Below are 16,695 nucleotides of genomic sequence, written 5' to 3'. Positions count from 1 at the left end.
CCGCGCAAAGACCCTCCGCGCCATGGATGGCGCGGCGGAGCCTCCAGGGATGGATTCACGGCGTGTCTATGCGTGGTATCCAATCTCAGAGCGGTGACGACAGTTGCTGTGGAAGCTTGGCTTTATCGAGCTTTCTTCAACGGTGCGCGCTTGGACGAGCGAGTGCGTCGGCGTGGTGCTTTCCCTTTTGGCCCTTTGGGTTTAGGGGGGAATTGCTCAAAGCCTTTCGGGGGATCCACTTCACGCCACTGGCCCGGCTGTAAATCTTCCAGTTGCCACGGGCCCAGCTGAGCGCGGATCAAGCGCAGCGTCGGGTGGCCGATATGTGCAGTCATGCGGCGTACTTGCCGGTTTCGCCCTTCACGTAAAACCACTTTTAACCAAGTGGTAGGAATGTTTGCGCGATAACGAACCGGGGGATGGCGTTCCCAAACGGTGGGTGGTGCCATTTTGGTGACATCGGCAGGCAGCGTGAGGCCATCTTTTAATTCGACACCGTCGCAAAGTGCTTGGATTGCCTCTTCGCTGGGTTCGCCTTCAACTTGCACCCAATAGGTTTTGGGAGATTTAGATGAAGGCTGGGTTAATCTGGCTTGTAAGGCACCATTATTGGTGAGCACCAGTAAGCCTTCGCTGTCCTTGTCGAGTCGACCGGCCGGGTACACGTCTTTTACGGAGACGATGTCGGCTAATGTGCTGTCACCGGGCTCACCGCTAAACTGGGTCAACATGTTATAAGGTTTGTTAACAAGTATCACTTTAGTGGTCATCGCCGTCGCGCGTGAATCCTGTGCGTGTTGAGATGATTTGGCAGTGGTGTTTGAAACAGCCTTTGACGCTGGCTGAGAGCGGGATTTATATGGCATACGGGCTGTCAAATAGATTAAACGGCAAATGAGACTTTGGTATTATACACGTAATAATCTGTTTGGCGTGTTGTATGAATTCGAGTATCCTCGTTGCGCATCTTACACAAAGATAACAAATGGACGCTAGGAGATTAAAATGGAAAGTAAAGTAGTTGTACCGGCGGAAGGTGAAAAAATTACACTCGACGGCACAAAACTGGTAGTCCCTAACCACCCTGTGATCCCTTACATTGAAGGGGATGGCATCGGGATGGATGTTAGCCCTGCAATGATCAAAGTTGTTGATGCCGCAGTTGCTAAAGCCTACAACGGTGAGCGTAAGATTTCATGGATGGAAATCTACACCGGTGAAAAATCCACCAAGGTATACGGTGAYGATCAATGGCTACCGGCTGAAACACTCGACTTTATTCGTGAATACAAAGTGGCGATTAAAGGCCCACTGACAACCCCTGTGGGTGGTGGTATTCGTTCTCTGAACGTAGCCCTTCGTCAAGAACTCGATCTTTACATCTGCGCGCGTCCTGTTCGCTACTTCACTGGCGTTCCTAGCCCACTGAAAAAACCAGAAGATACCGATATGGTGATCTTCCGTGAAAACTCAGAAGACATCTACGCGGGTGTCGAGTTTAAAGCAGGCACCGCGGAAGCGGATAAAGTGATTAAATTCCTGCGTGAAGAAATGGGCGCCAACAAAATCCGTTTCCCAGAGCAGTGTGGCGTGGGTATCAAGCCAATCTCAGAAGAAGGCACTAAGCGCCTGGTTCGTGCGGCGCTTGAGTACACCATCGATAACGATCGCGACTCACTGACTATCGTCCACAAAGGTAACATCATGAAGTTTACCGAAGGGGCGTTTAAAGACTGGGCGTATGAAGTGGCCAAAGAAGAATTTGGTGCTGAGTTGCTTGATGGCGGTCCTTGGATGACGATGAAGAATCCAAAAACTGGAAAACAGATCACCATCAAAGACTCCATCGCGGATGCATTCTTGCAGCAAATCCTGCTGCGTCCGGCGGAGTATGATGTGATTGCCACCATGAACCTGAATGGCGACTACATCTCCGATGCACTGGCAGCGCAAGTTGGTGGTATCGGTATTGCTCCTGGTGCCAACATTGGTGACGGTGTGGCGCTGTTTGAAGCTACCCACGGCACGGCGCCGAAATACGCCGGTCAAGACAAGGTGAACCCAGGTTCACTTATTCTGTCTGCAGAAATGATGCTGCGCCATATGGGTTGGTTTGAAGCTGCTGATCTGGTGATCAAAGCGATGGAAAAAGCGATTGCGAACAAAACAGTGACCTATGACTTTGAGCGTCTGATGGAAGGTGCAAGCCTGCGTAAGTGCTCTGAGTTCGCAGATGACATGATTGCGCAAATGTAATCGCATTATCGCACGATGATAAAACCCGGCACTCTCGCCGGGTTTTTTGTTTGTGGTCTTGGGAATAACCCACTCAGGCTATCAGTCTATATCTTCCCACGACAACGGAGTGCCTTTGGTTAACGCGCGTGTTGCGCGCTTTCCGAGCACGGTATCATAGTGTTTCGGTGCCAACCCAAAGCCCGGACGAATACTGCGCACATTATCGGGCGTCAGTGGCTCACCGGGTGCGATATCCTGACAGACATACAAAGAGCGCCTAAATTGACGGTTGCTCGACTCGGCCGCTCGTGTAGTTAAAGCGCTTTCTCCTAACGCTTGCCACGCCGCGTGGGTTTGCTCACAAAGCGCACTGAGTGCAGGAGGCGTAAGCGAGAAAGCAGCATCTGGCCCCTCTGAGTCTTCAGAGAGCATCACATGCTTTTCAATCACGCACGCGCCGAGTGCGACGGCTGCGATCGCGGCGGTGTTAGTCAGCGAATGATCGGATAAGCCTGCCAAGGTTTGATAGCGGCTGGCTAAGGTTGGAATAGTTCGCAGATGGCTTTGTTCAATCGGTGCGGGGTAGGCGCTGATACAATGAAGCAACACCAGCTCACGACAGCCGTTATCACGGGCGGTCGCCATCGCCTCGGCAATCTCTGCCTCGTCAGCCATGCCGGTTGAGATGATCATCGGTTTGCCGGTTTGCGCGGCATAGCGAATCAAGGGCAAATCAATCGCCTCGAACGAGGCAATTTTATAGGCAGGAGCGTTAAGATCTTCGAGTAAGTCAATCGCTGAGCAATCAAAAGGAGAGGAGAATAAGGTGATGCCTTCTTTTCTGGCGTGATCAAATAACGGCTTGTGCCACTCAAACGGGGTTTGTGCCCAGCGATATAGCTGGTGGAGACTATAACCATCCCACAGTCCGCCTTTGATCTGAAACTCATCGTGGTCGCAATCAAGGGTAATGGTATCGGCGGTATAGCTTTGCATTTTGACGGCATCGGCACCGCAAGCTTTGGCCATAGAAATGGTTTGTTTGGCAAGCGCAAGGCTACCATTATGGTTGGCCGACATTTCGGCAATGATATAGGGTGGATGCTGGGGGCCGATCAAACGGCCTGCAATCTTAATGTCGTTCATAAACCGCATCGATATTCAGTTTGGTTTGAAGGGCGCTGGCGCCTTGCTGCCACTCATCCGCGGACAAATACAGGCACACAATCTCGACTGTTTTTCCCTCGGGCAGGGAAAAGGTGCGTTGCCGACTTTGCGGCGTTTCACGAAAGCCAAAGCGTTGATGTAGCCGAACCACCCCCTGATTATGACTGAGCACCTCACAGTTCAATTGGGTCACGCCCAAGGTCTCAAATGCTAAACTTAATGCGCCAAATTCCATGAGCGCCCCGCTGCCACGCGGTGCATCCGGCGCCGCATAAAAAGCCCAGGTCGCACTTGTCCTATTTTCGCTATCGAGGTCAAGATTGACCACGCCAAGTGGCTTGTCCGGTTGGCCGTCTACGCGTTTGTAAACGATATAGAAATAACGGTGCGTGTTGGCGAGCATATGGCTGAACCATGCTTTGTGCTCATCATGGCTAATTTCATGCTGGGTGTACATAAACTGGCGGACAGTGGGACGGTTGCGCCAATGCCATAAAGTGTCACTGTCCGCGTGACTCACCGCTTTAAAAATCAGTTGCATAAGTGATGCTCCAAGACCGCGACCACGCGCTCTGCGCCTTTTCCATCAGTGATCGCTGGTAGGGCAGGAAGCTGATGCCAGTTTGCCGCAAGGTGCTGCAGTGCAGATGCATAATCTTGCCAGCGGGTGTGCTCACCGCGTCCTAAGTATTGATAGCCCGGCTGTCCGGCGAGATACTCGGCCATGGCGTGTTGGTTTTCCGCCACACACACCAAGGTGCTCGGGACCCCCAAGCAGCTGCGCTCAATGGCGGTTACACCGGCCGCCCCAAATGCGTAGCGTGCCCGTGCCATGTGGGCATCAAAGTCCGACAGTGCTTCCACTACGCGAACCCCATCGGGGACAGGATTTTTACACAATGCATCGCGGTCTGGGTTACGCCGGCCGGTGACAATTAATAGCGAGAAAGGCAATCTCTCGAGCTTCTGCCCTTCTTCTAGGTGTTGAAGGGCTTCTAGGTGTTTGACCGCGTCCACAAGCTTACGGCTTTCACCGGTCGGATCCGTGCCGGAGAAAAAGGCGATCACCTTATCTTCCCGCGGCGGCGGAGACTGATGTAAGGCGGCAAATGCTGGACGCAATAGTGCATAGTCTGGCCCCAATAAGCATCGGGTTTGTGAATTCAAAAGCTGTGACGCGTAGCGCGTAGTTAAGTCAGGCCAAGGATTTTGATCGAGCAAAAACGCGCAATCGTGGGGCCGATTGGCTAAATCATCGACCACCATCACCGGACAGCCTAATTGGGTGTGAATTGATTGCTCCCAGCGGGCATCGAGGGCGTAATGATCCACCACCATCAAATCCACCGGCTGGTAAGCAACGCATGCGGTTGTCTCTTCGGCATCTTGCCGCTGGCTCACACCCAGCCAGTCGGTGTTGCTAAGCGAGTTTTTGGGAGCAGGCAACACCGCCACTGTTAAGCCTTGTTCATGGCTGACCGCTATCAAGTTACCGGGTAAGTCGCGACAGACCAAGGTTACCTGATGACCCGACGTTTGTAGCATGCTAGCCAACACGTGCATGCGGCTGACGTGCCCAGTGCCTATCGCTTGGGAGGCATCGACTCGAATGGCAATATGGCTCATAGCAAGGCCTGTTGCTCCAACAGTTGATACATTAGCTCAGCGCGTAGCCAGTCGTCAGGCTCATCAATGTCTTGCACGCGGTAATGAGGGATCAACACGGCTTTCGAGTGGGGGGCAAAAACCGGCTCGCGCGCTAAAAACGCACTTGGCGTGCCCCAGTAAAACATTCCCGCATCGTGGTACGCCGGTTGTAAGTCTTGTGAACGAGTGGTGAAGTGCTCGGGCCACAACATGCTGACACTGCCATCGGCATCGACATGAATACTGCGCTGAATTGGAAAGGCGTAGCGGGTGGCGGCAAAACTGTATTTGACAGTGTCGCCGTTCAGTAACGCTAAGCCTTGGCGCAAGTCATCCGTGGTGACAAAGGGAGTGGTCGCATACAGGCAGCATACCGCGTGCAAAGGCGTGTGCTGTGGCGACGGGTTCAGCCACAGGATCGCATGCTCAAGCACATCCAAGGTCGTAGCGTGATCACCGGCAATCTCGGCGGGACGTACAAAAGGCACTTCAGCTCCTGCATCGCGTGCCACACTGGCAATGTCGGCGCAATCGGTGGAAACCAAGATGCGATCGAATAGCCCACTTTGACGTGCTGTCGCAATGGCATAGGTGATAATGGGCGCACCGTTAAACAGTTTGAGGTTCTTGCCCGGAATGCGCTTGCTGCCACCTCGGGCGGGAATAATACATACATTCATCGGTCACGCGTCCTCAATGGCTTTTTGTAGCGCAGCAATCACTGTATCTTGCTGTTGCTTGGTTAAATCGGGGTAAAGCGGCAAAGTGAGTGCGCCCGCGTAATACTGTTCGGCAAGCGGGAAGTCTCCGAGTTGGAAGCCCAGTGCCTGATAGTAAGGTTGCGTATGCACAGGAATATAGTGCACGTTCACGCCAATGCCTTGCGCACGCATTGCCTCAAAAACGGCGCGGCGTGTATCGGCGTGCTCAAGCTCAATCAAATACAAATGCCATGCCGACTCAGGGTCTAAAATGGGTCGCTTGACGGGCAAATCCGCCAGCGCTTGGTGGTAGCGCTCGGCGAGTGCAAACCGTTTGGTGATAAAGGAACGAAGCTGGGTTAATTGTGAACGGCCAAGTGCGGCATGAATATCCGAGAGGCGGTAGTTCATCCCCAATGCATGCTGCTCATAACCCCAAGGCGGCAAGGCTGCGTGGCAGTCTTCTGCGTCACGGGTGATCCCGTGGCTACGTAACTGACGCAGCGCTTTCGCCAATGTGGCATTTTGGGTAGTGGCAACCCCTGCCTCTCCCGCGGTGACCACTTTGACTGGATGAAAACTAAACACGCTAATATCGCTGTACTGGCATCCACCCACCGCCGCTTCTTGATAGTGGGCGCCCATCGCATGTGACGCATCCTCAATAATGGCCACCTGATAACGCTTGGCAAGCGCGGCAATCTCGGCCATTGGCGCACTGGCACCGGCCATATGCACCACCACCAGCACTTTGGGCAAGCTGTGAGTAGCGGCCGCTTGCGCTAGCTTTTTCGCGAGCTGCTTGGGGCATAGGTTACGTGTGTTCGGGTCGATATCGACAAAGTCCACCTCGGCACCACAGTATCGACCACAATTGGCTGACGCGACAAAGGTAATGGGCGAGGTCCATAAACGATCGCCTGGGCCTAGTTCTAGGGCCAGACAAGCGAGATGCAGGGCAGATGTGGCGCTATTGACGGCGACCGCATGCGCAGCCCCGGTGAGTTCGGCGACGGCGGCTTCAAAAGCCGGAACTTGCGGGCCTTGCGTCAGATAATCACTTTTTAGCACCTCAAGCACAGCGGCGTAGTCTTGCTCACTAAGATGCTGCTTTCCGTATGGGATCAACGCCATACTCCTTTACTGCTCGGCGTCGAGTTGCAAAATGGCCTCGACGGTTAACACATCTGGGTTAGTGCCTGATTGATACTCAAAGCCCTCTGGCACGGGCTGTCCTTTTTCGCCCAACGCATTTTCTCGATAGTCATCATCGGCATCGTAGAACTTAATGGTGGGACAAATCACGTAATGTTCGGCAAATTCGAGCGTCAGATGGGCATCGTCAGCCGGACACATCACTTCATGCATTTTCTCGCCGGGACGAATGCCTATCACCTTGACGGGAGTATTCGGGGCATAGGCGCTGGCGAGATCCGTCAGACGAACCGATGGGATCTTAGGGACAAATATTTCACCGCCATACATGCGCGAAAAGTTTTTCAGCACAAAATCCACCCCTTGCTGSAAGGTAATCCAAAAACGGGTCATTTCAGGGTGGGTAATGGGCAAATGATCCGCGCCTTCCGCTGCCTTTTTCTTAAACAAAGGCACCACAGAGCCGCGCGAGCCGACCACATTGCCATAGCGCACCACCGAAAAACGTGTCTTTTGGCCCCCGGTCATATTGTTAGCGGCGACAAACAATTTATCTGAACACAGTTTGGTGGCGCCATAGAGATTATTGGGGCTGGCGGCTTTATCGGTCGAGAGCGCAATCACCTTTTCCACCCCGTTGGCAATCGCGGCACGAATCACATTCTCTGCACCGTGAATGTTGGTCTTGATACACTCCATCGGGTTGTATTCGGCGGCAGGTACCTGCTTGAGTGCAGCAGCATGAATCACATAGTCAATGCCTTGCATCGCTTGCATTAAACGATCGCCATCACGCACATCGCCGATAAAATAGCGCATACAAGGGGCGTTAAAGGTTTGCTGCATTTCATATTGCTTGAGCTCATCGCGAGAGAGCACCACGAGGCGACGTGGTTGATAGCGTTCAAGCAGGGTGCGGACGTACTTTTTACCAAAAGAACCAGTACCGCCGGTGATCAGAATGGATTTGCCGTTAAACATAGGACGCCTTGTCACTAACTGTCGGGAATACAGGCAGTTTAACTGATCTGAGCAGGATTTGGCGATCTGCTAGGTCGTTCTGGTGATAATGAGTGGTCGCTGATTAAAATTTATAATGCGTGGTGATAAGTGAGCGCGTAGGCAAAAAGCGATAACAATTATGCTTTCGCTGGACCAGCAAGGCGGCCAGACAGTGTCTTTGGTGATTTGACTTTCAGTGCTTTATCGAATGATAAGCGAGTTTTATCCGCATGATATTGCATACGTTTAAGCGCTTTTTCCAAATCAAAGTCATCTGTTTTTTTTGTCGCTAATTGTGTCATACGTACCTCCATATTGATGTAATTATAACCGAATAAAATGGGGTTGCAAAGCTGCTGAGTGCTCAGCTGATACGCTTGAACAATGCATTGTTTCTTGGATCGAATGGATCGCGTTGATTGAAACCTAATAGGTGATAGTAATGGAGTAAGTCTTCATTCTCTATTGGATCTTGGATTCCAATCCATCCGGCATTGATAGCAGCAGCGAACAGTTCGGCACATCGCGAGGCGATGGGAAGAATATAACCTTTCAAGGGGTTTACTGCGTCTCCTCCTTGAATATAGTTGATTTTTACAACTAGTCTGCCCTCACTCGCTTTCCCGATCATTAGGCCACTAAGATCCTGGTGGTGCCATATCGCCAGCTCTAATCTAGCCATATGATCTCTGCGGTACTGTTGCAGTATTTGTCGCCAATCCCAGCCAATCTGACGAACCGGTGAGGGATGCCACTGGTTTTGAGCAACAAGCGCTAATTCATTGATTTCRGTTAACGAGATACAGTCAATTAAATCAGGTTGAAGCTGCTCAAACTCGCTTTGCGTTTGTTTCAGTACAGCCAGCCTTAGTGAGCGGTATTTCTCTGTAATAAGCTGTTTTCTCATGGAGGCATTGATGTTTTAAGGCTTCTCGAATTGTGCCTTTATATTGAATACTTAAGGAGCGATAGTATCAGAGTGGCGTTTTGTTTTTATGGGTTAAAAGCGATAGACGGCGGATGCTAGTACTTTATTGATATGTCAGTCGCAAAAAGCGCCGCAGTTGAGCAGCGCTTTGAAGGAGCTTTGTTTACGCTAACGTGCGTGGCCGTTAGCCTTGGTGGCGAGAGGCGAGGACTTCGGTCACTTGATGGAGGCTAAGCTCTTGGTCTTGCAGTAATACCAACAGGTGATAAAGCAAGTCGGCGCTTTCGTTTAATAGCTCGGCTTTATCGCCTGCCGTGGCAGCGAGGGCGACTTCGACGCCTTCTTCCCCCACTTTTTGCGCGATACGTTTGGTGCCTTTGGCAAATAAGCTCGCGGTGTAAGAGTCATCAGGCGCGGCGTCTTTGCGGCTGGCAAGTACTTGCTCTAGGCTCGATAAAAAGCCGGGGCCGGTGTGTGGCGGTTTATTGTCACTGTCAAAGCAGGTGGTCGTGCCGAGGTGACAGGTGGGCCCGTGAGGCGTCGCCGTGACCAATAAGGTGTCTTGATCGYAATCGAGTGCAATGTGCTCAAGGCTTAACACATGACCGGAGCTTTCGCCTTTTACCCAAAGGCGTGATTTACTGCGTGACCAAAAGGTGACGCGACCGGTTTCGAGCGTCGTGTTCAGTGCATCGGCATTCATGTAGCCCAGCATTAACACTTGGCCGCTATCGCTGTGTTGGATAATCGCAGGCACCAAGCCGGCGTTTTTCTCCCAATCGATACGTTCTACCCACGCTGCCGTCATACTCTTACCTCGATCCCTTGTTGTTTTAATGTTTGTTTTAATTCGCTTATCGCGATGATTTGCTTGTGAAACACCGAGGCGGCCAGTGCGCCATCGACATTCGCTTGTAAAAAGGCGTCGGCGAAATGCGCGATTTCACCGGCACCGCCGGAGGCAATCAGGGGCACCTGACAGCGCTCTCTCACCATGTTTAGTTGGGTTAAGTCATAGCCTTGGCGCACGCCGTCGCGGTTCATCATATTGAGTACGATTTCGCCCGCGCCTCGCTGTTGGACTTCCTCAACCCAGGCCGCGGTTTGCCAAGGCGTGGCCTGAGTGCGGCTTTCATCGCCGGTAAATTGATAGACCTGATAGTGCCCAGTCGCTTCATCGAAGAAGGAATCAATCCCAACCACCACGCACTGCACGCCAAACTTATTGGCTAGTCGCGTGATCAAGCTCGGGTCGGCCAAGGCGGGTGAGTTAATCGATATTTTATCCGCGCCGAATTCCAAGATTTGTTGGGCATCGGCTTCGGATTTAATTCCACCGGCGACGCAAAAGGGGATATCAATGACTTCCGCGACGCGACTGACCCAGCTTTTATCGACCACCCGCCTGTCACTGGAGGCGGTGATGTCATAAAACACCAGCTCGTCAGCGCCTTCTTCGGCGTAGCGTTTGGCGAGCGGGACGATATCGCCGATGATTTCGTGATTACGAAATTGCACGCCTTTAACCACTTGTCCGTCGCGGACGTCCAAACAAGGAATTATCCGTTTTGCCAGCATGCGATCGCCTCCTCTGCGCTAAAGTTRCCTTCCAGTAGGGCGCGGCCGACGATCACGCCTGCSACGCCGGTRTCGCGYAAGGCGCGAATRTCYTCGAGACKGCCAATRCCGCCTGATGATTGAAATGCAATGCTCGGATAGCGCTGACACAAGTCGCGGTAAAGCGCCACATTGCTGCCTTGTAAGGTGCCATCGCGGGAAATGTCGGTGCATAGCACATGCTTGAGCCCGACGGACAAATAATCGTCGAGGAGCGCTTCAATGGTGACGCCGGAGTCTTGTTGCCAGCCGGACACCGCCACGCGTCGCGTCCCGTCGCTGTCGATGTGAATGTCGAGTGCCAATACAATCCGGTCAGGGCCGTAGGTTTGCATCCAGCCTTTAACCAAGTCGGGGGATTTGACTGCGGTAGAGCCGATTACTACGCGCTGCGCACCGGTGTTTAGCAGCTCAATCACGTCCATTTCGGTGCGCACGCCACCGCCAATTTGGATATTGGCAGGTGTTGATTGCAAAATCTCGGTGATTAAATCGACCTGACGCGCGGTGGGATCTTTAGCGCCGGTTAAATCCACGAGGTGCAACCAATCCGCGCTCGCTTGATGGTAACGTGCAAACTGCTCACGCGGGTCAAAACCGTAGTCGGTTTTTTGCTGATAATCCCCTTGATAAAGGCGCACCACTTGGCCGTCTATCAAGTCGAGTGCTGGTATAATCATCCTTGCTTACATCTCCAAAAAGTTCTGAATCAAACGCGCACCCACTTTGCCCGAGCGCTCAGGGTGAAACTGAACCCCGTAGTAGTTGCCTTGATTGATAGCCGCACTGAACGCATGGCCATAATGACATTGTGCCAAGGTGTAATCACCGACCGGCATCGCGTAACTGTGGACAAAATAGAAGTAGCTGCCAGCGGGAATGCCGTCGAATAAGGGATGGTCATTGACGGTGGCGACCCGATTCCAACCCATATGAGGTAAAGGCTGGTCAGCGGTATCCATTAGCTTGGTCGGCGCGGGGATGTGGCCAAGGCACTCAACCGGGCTATCGCCTTCATCCGAGCGCGTGCCTAGCATTTGCATGCCAAGACAAATTCCCAGTAGCGGTTGCTCCACTTGCTTAACCAAATCCACCAAGCCGCGCTCGGTGAGGTTTTTCATCGCTTCGCTGGCTGTGCCGACGCCGGGCAAAAAGAGCTTATCTGCCCCTAGCACTACGTCCGGGTCGCGGCTTAGTGTGGCTTGATACCCCAGGCGTTCGACAGCAAAGCGTACCGAGGACACATTGGCGCAGCCGGTATCGATAATGACGGTGTGTTTGCTCATTATAAGACTCCTTTACTGCTTGGCAGGGCGTCGCCCTCGACATTGATGGCTTGACGCAAGGTGCGGCCAAAGGCTTTAAATAAGCTTTCTACCAAGTGGTGGGTGTTTTCGCCCGACACCGTCAGGTGCAGAGTACAGGCCAAGGTGTCGGTCAATGAGCGGAAAAAATGCCCGACCATTTCGGTCGACATATCGCCCACTTGTGGCTGCGGGAAGCTGGCCTCAAATTTCAAATAGGGGCGTCCGGATAAATCTAACGCACATTGCGCCAAGCACTCATCCATCGGCAGGCTAAATCCAAAACGGCTAATGCCGCGCTTATCGCCCAGCGCCCGTTTAAGCGCGTCGCCCAAGGCGAGGGCGGTGTCTTCAATGGTGTGGTGGTCATCGATGTGCAAATCGCCTTTAACGCCAACGCTCAGCTGAAAACCGCCGTGGGTGGCGATTTGATCCAACATGTGGTCAAAAAAGCCCAGTCCGGTTTCAATGCGGCTACCGCCACTCTTATCCAGGTTAACATCTACCTGAATGTCGGTTTCTTTGGTGGTGCGAGTCACCGATGCGATGCGCGGCTGCTGGGTGAGACGCTCGACAATTTGTGGCCAGCCCATCACCTCACGCTGATATTTGATCCCTTGTAGCGCCATATTGTTGGCTAAGGTGATATCGGTGTCGCGATCGCCAATCACCGCCGATTGAGCGAAATCAATCCGGCCTTGCTGCAGATAGTCTTTTACCAAGCCTAATTTGGGCTTGCGGCAGCTACAGTCGTCGCTATCAAAGTGCGGACAAATCAGCACGTCTTCAAAATGGATCCCTTGTGAGCGAAATAGCGCCATCATCATGTTGTGTGGTGCATCAAAGTCCGCTTGCGGGAAGCTATCGGTCCCTAAACCATCTTGATTGCTCACCATCACCAAGGTGTAGCCCGCCGCTTGCAGGCTAAGTAGTGCGGGGATCACGTCCGGCTCAAAGGCCAATTTATCCAGACGATCTACTTGATAATCTTCAGGCGGCTCCACAATTAGGGTGCCATCACGGTCAATAAATAAAATCTTGTTTTTCACAGTGGTTGTCCTTATTCACTGAGCTGCTGGCGGATAAAAGCCAACACTTTTTCACATTCGTCACGGTTACCAATACTGATGCGCAAGCTGTTCTCGACTGCGGTACGGCGCACAATAATCCCCGCATTACCCAAGTGCTCGAACACCGCATCGGTGTCGTCCAGGCTTATCAGCAGGTAGTTACCAAATCCTGGATGTACCTTGATGCCGGGCAGCATACTGAGGCCGGCTTGCAAATAGGCACGGTTGGCGGTCAAGTCCAAAACCTGATATTTCATCCGCGCCAAGCCAGGTTCTGAGAGCGCTTGCTCGGCAATCTCTGCCACCGGGACCGGCACGGGATACGGCGGGATCACCTTGAGCATCAAGTTAATAATAGCGGGATTGGCGAGGGTAAAGCCGCAACGCAGTCCCGCCAGAGCGAACGCTTTTGATAGGGTGCGCAAAATGGCCAGATTATCAAAGCGTGCGAGCAAGTCGGTGCAGGTCGCTTCTGGACTAAATTCGATATAGGCTTCATCCAGCACCACAATCGCGCGATCTTGAGTGCGGGTAAGTAGCGCTTCTATGTCGTCGCGGTTAATGAGATTGCCGGTCGGATTATTGGGACTACACACGAAGATAAGCTTGATGCTGGCATCTGCCACCAAGGCGGTATCAATTCCTGCCATGTCCAGCTGCCAGTCCGCGGTGAGAGGCACTTGGGTGGTCGCGATCCCTTGGTTTTCCGCACTGACCGCATACATGCCATAGGTAGGCGGGCAAATTAGCACGCTATCTTGGTTTGGTTCGCAAAAGGCACGCAGCAACAAATCAATCCCTTCATCGGCGCCACGAGTGGTGATGACTTGGTTCGTTGCTACGCCGGCATAGTCTGCATAGGCATTAATCAATGATGCCGGCTGGCAGCTGGAGTAGCGATTGAGCCCTTGTCCACTTACGGTGTAAGTATTGTCAAAGGGTGACTCGTTGGCATTGAGCCAGACATCCCCGCTACCGCCGATACGGCGGGCTGACTGATAGGGAATAAGCGCTTGTACTTGCTCACGGGCGAGTTTTTCGATACTCATGCTAACGAGTCCTCTGAGGCTTGAGTTTGTTGTAGTTTAGTCAGACGAATTTCGACCGCTTGGCGGTGAGCATCCAAGCCTTCTGCTTCGGCAATACGCATCACTGTTGGGCCCAGTGTTTGCAAACCCGTGTCACTAAGCTGTTGCACTGTCATTCGCTTGGTAAAGTCGGCCAGCCCAAGGCTGCTGTAGGTGCGCGTATAACCATAAGTGGGGAGCACGTGATTGGTGCCAGAGGCGTAATCGCCCACAGACTCGGGCGAGTATGCGCCCAAGAAAATCGAGCCAGCGTTATCCAATAGGGGCAATAAGTCCCTTGGCTGTTGAGTTTGCACAATCAAGTGCTCTGGCCCATAACGGTTAGAAATCGACACGCACTGAGTGAGGGTGTCGGCAATAATAATCACACTGCTGCCCAGCGCTTGTTTGGCAATCGCAGCGCGGTTGAGCGTGGTTAATTGCTGCTGCACTGCATCCGCCACTTTCTCTGCCATTTCTGGCGCGGGGGTCACTAGCACTACTTGCGAGTCGGGGCCGTGCTCCGCTTGGCTGAGTAAATCAGCGGCAACAAAGTCCGGATCTGCGCCAGCATCAGCAATCACTAACACTTCCGAGGGGCCAGCAGGCATATCCATGGCTGCGCCATTGGCGGCCAGGCTCACTTGCCGTTTGGCTTCGGTGACATAGGCATTACCCGGGCCAAAAATTTTATCCACCTTGGTCACGCTTTGGGTGCCAAAGGCCATCGCCGCCACCGCTTGTGCGCCGCCCAGGGTATAAATCTCATCAATCTCGCACAGTTTGGCACAGTATAAAATTTCATCGGCCACCGGCGGCGGGGTACACAGCACTACTTTACGACAGCCGGCAATTTGTGCGGGTACGCCCAACATCAATACGGTAGAAGGCAAAGGCGCGCTGCCACCGGGAATATACAGCCCCACACGGTTAATCGGGCGGGTAATGGATTCACACACCACCCCTGGCATGGTTTCGACTTTTAACGGCTGCGCTTTTTGCGCACGGTGAAAGGTGCTGATGTTATCGTAGGCTTGGCGTAAGGCGAGTTTGATATCTTCTCCCAAGCGCGCTTCAGCCTCGGCCAAGGTCCCTTTGTCGAGTTTGATGCTATCCAGTTCGACACCATCAAACTTTTGGGTCAATGCTTTTAAGCTATCATCTCCCCGTTCACGGACATCGGCGATAATCTCCGCGACGCTCGCTTGGGTTTGGGCGCCGGTTGTGATTGCTGGGCGGCGCATTAAGCCTTCTTTTTGTGACTCTCCGAGTGATTTCCAGACTACTGTACGCATGGCGACTTACTCCATCATCTTTTCAATCGGCAGGACCAAAATTGAGCTTGCGCCCAACTGCTTCAATTTTTCCATCGTTTCCCAGAACAGATTCTCGGTGCTCACAAGGTGCACAGCAACACGGTTTTTCTCGTGAGCCAACGGCAAGATGGTGGGATCTTCCGCGCCGGGGAGTAATTCGACCACTTGCTCTAGGGTGTCGTTTGGCGCGTGGAGCATGATGTATTTAGACTCTTTGGCTTGGATGACCCCTTGCATGCGAGTGAGCAAGCGTTCAATCAATGCGGTTTTTTCGTCACTGAAGCGGCCCTCGCGCTGGATCAATACCGCTTTGGAGCGGAAAATGACTTCCGCTTCTTTCAAGCCGTTCGCTTCTAAGGTGGCGCCCGTTGAGACCAAATCACAAATCGCATCAGCGAGCCCTGCACGCGGCGCGACTTCGACTGAGCCATTGAGCATACAAGTGCTAAAGCTCACACCTTGTTTGTCCATATAGGCTTTAAGGATGTTGGGGTAGGTGGTGGCAATGCGTTGGTTGGCCAGGTCTTGTGGGCCGTTATAGCTTTGGTCTTTATCGAGAGCGATGGAGAGACGACAGCCGCCGAAATCGAGTCGGCGCAGCAGTTGATATTGGCTAGGCTCGCCCAGCTTGATGCGCTCAAGGCGTACTTCCTCTAGTTCGTTTTCGCCAATTACCCCTAAATCAACCACGCCGTCCATGATAAGGCCCGGGATATCATCGTCACGGACCAGCAGCAGATCGAGAGGCATGTTTTCGGCGTGGACCACTAAACGTTCACCGGTGTAATTGATTTTTACCCCGCAGCGTTTAAGCAGCTCTTGGCATTCTTTGGCGAGGCGCCCCTTTTTTTGGATGGCGATACGTAGGCGTTGTGTTTGCATGTGTGCTTCCTTGTCTAAAAATGAAAAGCTAAAAAAGAAAAAACCCTCGGAAGACGGTGCTCCCGAGGGTCTGAATTTGTTAGCTGGCTAATGACCGACGGAAGCGCTTGTTACTCGTCTTCCAGTCGAAACCATTCTTCCCGAAAGACTAGTCAGGATGATGGTGGTGATGCATTGTCATTAGCGTTGAAGTCATTTTTTGATGTCCATTTACGTTGGTCAATCTCGTCTCTTTTTCGACAATATCAAAGTGAGCTTAGATTGCAACTCCCAATATGGAGATTTTTTCACCGCCTACAGCGGTGAGCGGTGACGCCGAATCAAACGGTGGCGCCTATACGTAGACATCCAGCGAGCCATCATCTTTTTTGCGTGGCGCGTTCTCTTTTTCAGCTTTTGGTGACGCATCATGATCCGATGTGTCATCCAAGCGGCGTTGTTTGCGCTCTTCAATGCTAGCCTGTTTCTTAATCGCCCAAACTTTGGTGGGTGGTGCAGAGGGCTTTCGGTACACAGGACTTAGGTTGCCAAGCCAATTCATAGTGCGTCCTCCTAGCGTCTTAATTAGAGTATCGACCAGAGAACGCAAAGCTTGATTGTT

The 16,695-nt window shown here is 52.6% G+C and carries 19 protein-coding genes and 1 other annotated feature; of the genes, 1 reads left to right on the top strand and 18 read right to left on the bottom strand.

What is annotated here, in order from left to right:
* Positions 1-122 precede the first annotated feature (122 nt).
* On the bottom strand, positions 123-770 hold the full coding sequence (locus tag BZJ18_RS04105; protein WP_241824913.1) for a pseudouridine synthase: 648 nt from the start codon (positions 768-770) through the stop codon (positions 123-125).
* A gap of 235 nt (positions 771-1,005) precedes the next feature.
* On the opposite strand from BZJ18_RS04105, the gene icd reads away from it, so the two are divergent.
* Complete coding sequence (gene icd / locus BZJ18_RS04100; protein WP_077455448.1) at positions 1,006-2,256, top strand: NADP-dependent isocitrate dehydrogenase; 1,251 nt, start codon at positions 1,006-1,008, stop codon at positions 2,254-2,256.
* 81 nt (positions 2,257-2,337) lie between these two features.
* Here the strand turns inward: icd and pseI are convergent, their stop codons facing one another.
* From pseI to BZJ18_RS04020, 17 genes are all read right to left on the bottom strand, one after another.
* Positions 2,338-3,384, bottom strand: a complete 1,047-nt coding sequence (gene pseI / locus BZJ18_RS04095) for a pseudaminic acid synthase (protein ID WP_077455472.1) — start codon at positions 3,382-3,384, stop codon at positions 2,338-2,340.
* Positions 3,371-3,946, bottom strand: coding sequence for a UDP-4-amino-4,6-dideoxy-N-acetyl-beta-L-altrosamine N-acetyltransferase (pseH, locus tag BZJ18_RS04090; protein ID WP_077455447.1), 576 nt, complete (start codon positions 3,944-3,946; stop codon positions 3,371-3,373). Before pseH ends, pseI begins: the two co-directional genes overlap by 14 nt.
* Positions 3,937-5,031: a UDP-2,4-diacetamido-2,4,6-trideoxy-beta-L-altropyranose hydrolase gene (pseG, locus tag BZJ18_RS04085; protein WP_077455446.1), complete on the bottom strand. Its 1,095-nt coding sequence runs from the start codon at positions 5,029-5,031 to the stop codon at positions 3,937-3,939. The genes pseH and pseG overlap by 10 nt, the downstream gene beginning before the upstream one ends.
* Positions 5,028-5,732, bottom strand: coding sequence for a pseudaminic acid cytidylyltransferase (pseF, locus tag BZJ18_RS04080; RefSeq protein ID WP_077455445.1), 705 nt, complete (start codon positions 5,730-5,732; stop codon positions 5,028-5,030). Before pseF ends, pseG begins: the two co-directional genes overlap by 4 nt.
* A gap of 3 nt (positions 5,733-5,735) precedes the next feature.
* Positions 5,736-6,881: a UDP-4-amino-4,6-dideoxy-N-acetyl-beta-L-altrosamine transaminase gene (pseC, locus tag BZJ18_RS04075; RefSeq protein ID WP_077455471.1), complete on the bottom strand. Its 1,146-nt coding sequence runs from the start codon at positions 6,879-6,881 to the stop codon at positions 5,736-5,738.
* Between the two features lie 12 nt (positions 6,882-6,893).
* The gene (gene pseB / locus BZJ18_RS04070; RefSeq protein ID WP_077455444.1) at positions 6,894-7,889 is read right to left on the bottom strand and encodes a UDP-N-acetylglucosamine 4,6-dehydratase (inverting); all 996 of its coding nucleotides are present in this window, start codon (positions 7,887-7,889) and stop codon (positions 6,894-6,896) included.
* Positions 7,890-8,047: 158 nt separating this feature from the next.
* On the bottom strand, positions 8,048-8,212 hold the full coding sequence (locus BZJ18_RS17245) for a hypothetical protein (RefSeq protein WP_158011251.1): 165 nt from the start codon (positions 8,210-8,212) through the stop codon (positions 8,048-8,050).
* A gap of 62 nt (positions 8,213-8,274) precedes the next feature.
* Positions 8,275-8,817, bottom strand: a complete 543-nt coding sequence (locus BZJ18_RS04065; RefSeq protein WP_021022339.1) for a hypothetical protein — start codon at positions 8,815-8,817, stop codon at positions 8,275-8,277.
* 205 nt (positions 8,818-9,022) lie between these two features.
* Positions 9,023-9,646: a bifunctional phosphoribosyl-AMP cyclohydrolase/phosphoribosyl-ATP diphosphatase HisIE gene (gene hisIE / locus BZJ18_RS04060; RefSeq protein WP_077455443.1), complete on the bottom strand. Its 624-nt coding sequence runs from the start codon at positions 9,644-9,646 to the stop codon at positions 9,023-9,025.
* Positions 9,643-10,416 (bottom strand): imidazole glycerol phosphate synthase subunit HisF, encoded by a 774-nt coding sequence (gene hisF / locus BZJ18_RS04055; protein ID WP_077455442.1) that lies wholly within the window; start codon positions 10,414-10,416, stop codon positions 9,643-9,645. Before hisF ends, hisIE begins: the two co-directional genes overlap by 4 nt.
* A complete protein-coding gene (gene hisA / locus BZJ18_RS04050) occupies positions 10,398-11,135 on the bottom strand; it encodes a 1-(5-phosphoribosyl)-5-[(5-phosphoribosylamino)methylideneamino]imidazole-4-carboxamide isomerase (protein ID WP_077455441.1) in 738 nt (245 codons plus the stop codon). Before hisA ends, hisF begins: the two co-directional genes overlap by 19 nt.
* A 6-nt stretch (positions 11,136-11,141) precedes the next feature.
* Positions 11,142-11,741, bottom strand: a complete 600-nt coding sequence (gene hisH, locus BZJ18_RS04045; protein WP_077455440.1) for an imidazole glycerol phosphate synthase subunit HisH — start codon at positions 11,739-11,741, stop codon at positions 11,142-11,144.
* Positions 11,741-12,808, bottom strand: a complete 1,068-nt coding sequence (gene hisB, locus BZJ18_RS04040; protein WP_077455439.1) for a bifunctional histidinol-phosphatase/imidazoleglycerol-phosphate dehydratase HisB — start codon at positions 12,806-12,808, stop codon at positions 11,741-11,743. Before hisB ends, hisH begins: the two co-directional genes overlap by 1 nt.
* Positions 12,809-12,819: 11 nt before the next feature.
* Entirely contained in the window at positions 12,820-13,872 is a 1,053-nt protein-coding gene (gene hisC / locus BZJ18_RS04035) for a histidinol-phosphate transaminase (RefSeq protein WP_108743114.1), read from the bottom strand.
* A 2-nt stretch (positions 13,873-13,874) separates the two neighbouring features.
* Complete coding sequence (gene hisD, locus BZJ18_RS04030; protein ID WP_077455437.1) at positions 13,875-15,191, bottom strand: histidinol dehydrogenase; 1,317 nt, start codon at positions 15,189-15,191, stop codon at positions 13,875-13,877.
* Between the two features lie 6 nt (positions 15,192-15,197).
* Complete coding sequence (hisG, locus tag BZJ18_RS04025; RefSeq protein WP_077455436.1) at positions 15,198-16,094, bottom strand: ATP phosphoribosyltransferase; 897 nt, start codon at positions 16,092-16,094, stop codon at positions 15,198-15,200.
* A 34-nt stretch (positions 16,095-16,128) separates the two neighbouring features.
* Positions 16,129-16,267, bottom strand: a sequence feature (His leader region).
* A gap of 161 nt (positions 16,268-16,428) precedes the next feature.
* Positions 16,429-16,635, bottom strand: a complete 207-nt coding sequence (locus BZJ18_RS04020; protein WP_077455435.1) for a hypothetical protein — start codon at positions 16,633-16,635, stop codon at positions 16,429-16,431.
* Positions 16,636-16,695 lie beyond the last annotated feature (60 nt).

The sequence above is a fragment of the Salinivibrio sp. IB872 genome, from assembly GCF_001995345.1.
GTDB classification, from domain to species: Bacteria; Pseudomonadota; Gammaproteobacteria; order Enterobacterales; family Vibrionaceae; genus Salinivibrio; species Salinivibrio proteolyticus.
Note: the sequence above shows the minus strand (reverse complement) of the source record. Positions and strands in the feature narration are given on the sequence as shown.

What these genes read in the sequence shown, in the direction of transcription:
- BZJ18_RS04105 (WP_241824913.1), bottom strand. Translation starts at nt 770, where the DNA reads ATGACCACTAAAGTGATACTTGTTAACAAACCTTATAACATGTTGACC.
- pseI (WP_077455472.1), bottom strand. Translation starts at nt 3,384, where the DNA reads ATGAACGACATTAAGATTGCAGGCCGTTTGATCGGCCCCCAGCATCCA.
- pseH (WP_077455447.1), bottom strand. Translation starts at nt 3,946, where the DNA reads ATGCAACTGATTTTTAAAGCGGTGAGTCACGCGGACAGTGACACTTTA.
- pseG (WP_077455446.1), bottom strand. Translation starts at nt 5,031, where the DNA reads ATGAGCCATATTGCCATTCGAGTCGATGCCTCCCAAGCGATAGGCACT.
- pseF (WP_077455445.1), bottom strand. Translation starts at nt 5,732, where the DNA reads ATGAATGTATGTATTATTCCCGCCCGAGGTGGCAGCAAGCGCATTCCG.
- BZJ18_RS17245 (WP_158011251.1), bottom strand. Translation starts at nt 8,212, where the DNA reads ATGACACAATTAGCGACAAAAAAAACAGATGACTTTGATTTGGAAAAA.
- hisF (WP_077455442.1), bottom strand. Translation starts at nt 10,416, where the DNA reads ATGCTGGCAAAACGGATAATTCCTTGTTTGGACGTCCGCGACGGACAA.
- hisH (WP_077455440.1), bottom strand. Translation starts at nt 11,741, where the DNA reads ATGAGCAAACACACCGTCATTATCGATACCGGCTGCGCCAATGTGTCC.
- hisD (WP_077455437.1), bottom strand. Translation starts at nt 15,191, where the DNA reads ATGCGTACAGTAGTCTGGAAATCACTCGGAGAGTCACAAAAAGAAGGC.
- hisG (WP_077455436.1), bottom strand. Translation starts at nt 16,094, where the DNA reads ATGCAAACACAACGCCTACGTATCGCCATCCAAAAAAAGGGGCGCCTC.
- BZJ18_RS04020 (WP_077455435.1), bottom strand. Translation starts at nt 16,635, where the DNA reads ATGAATTGGCTTGGCAACCTAAGTCCTGTGTACCGAAAGCCCTCTGCA.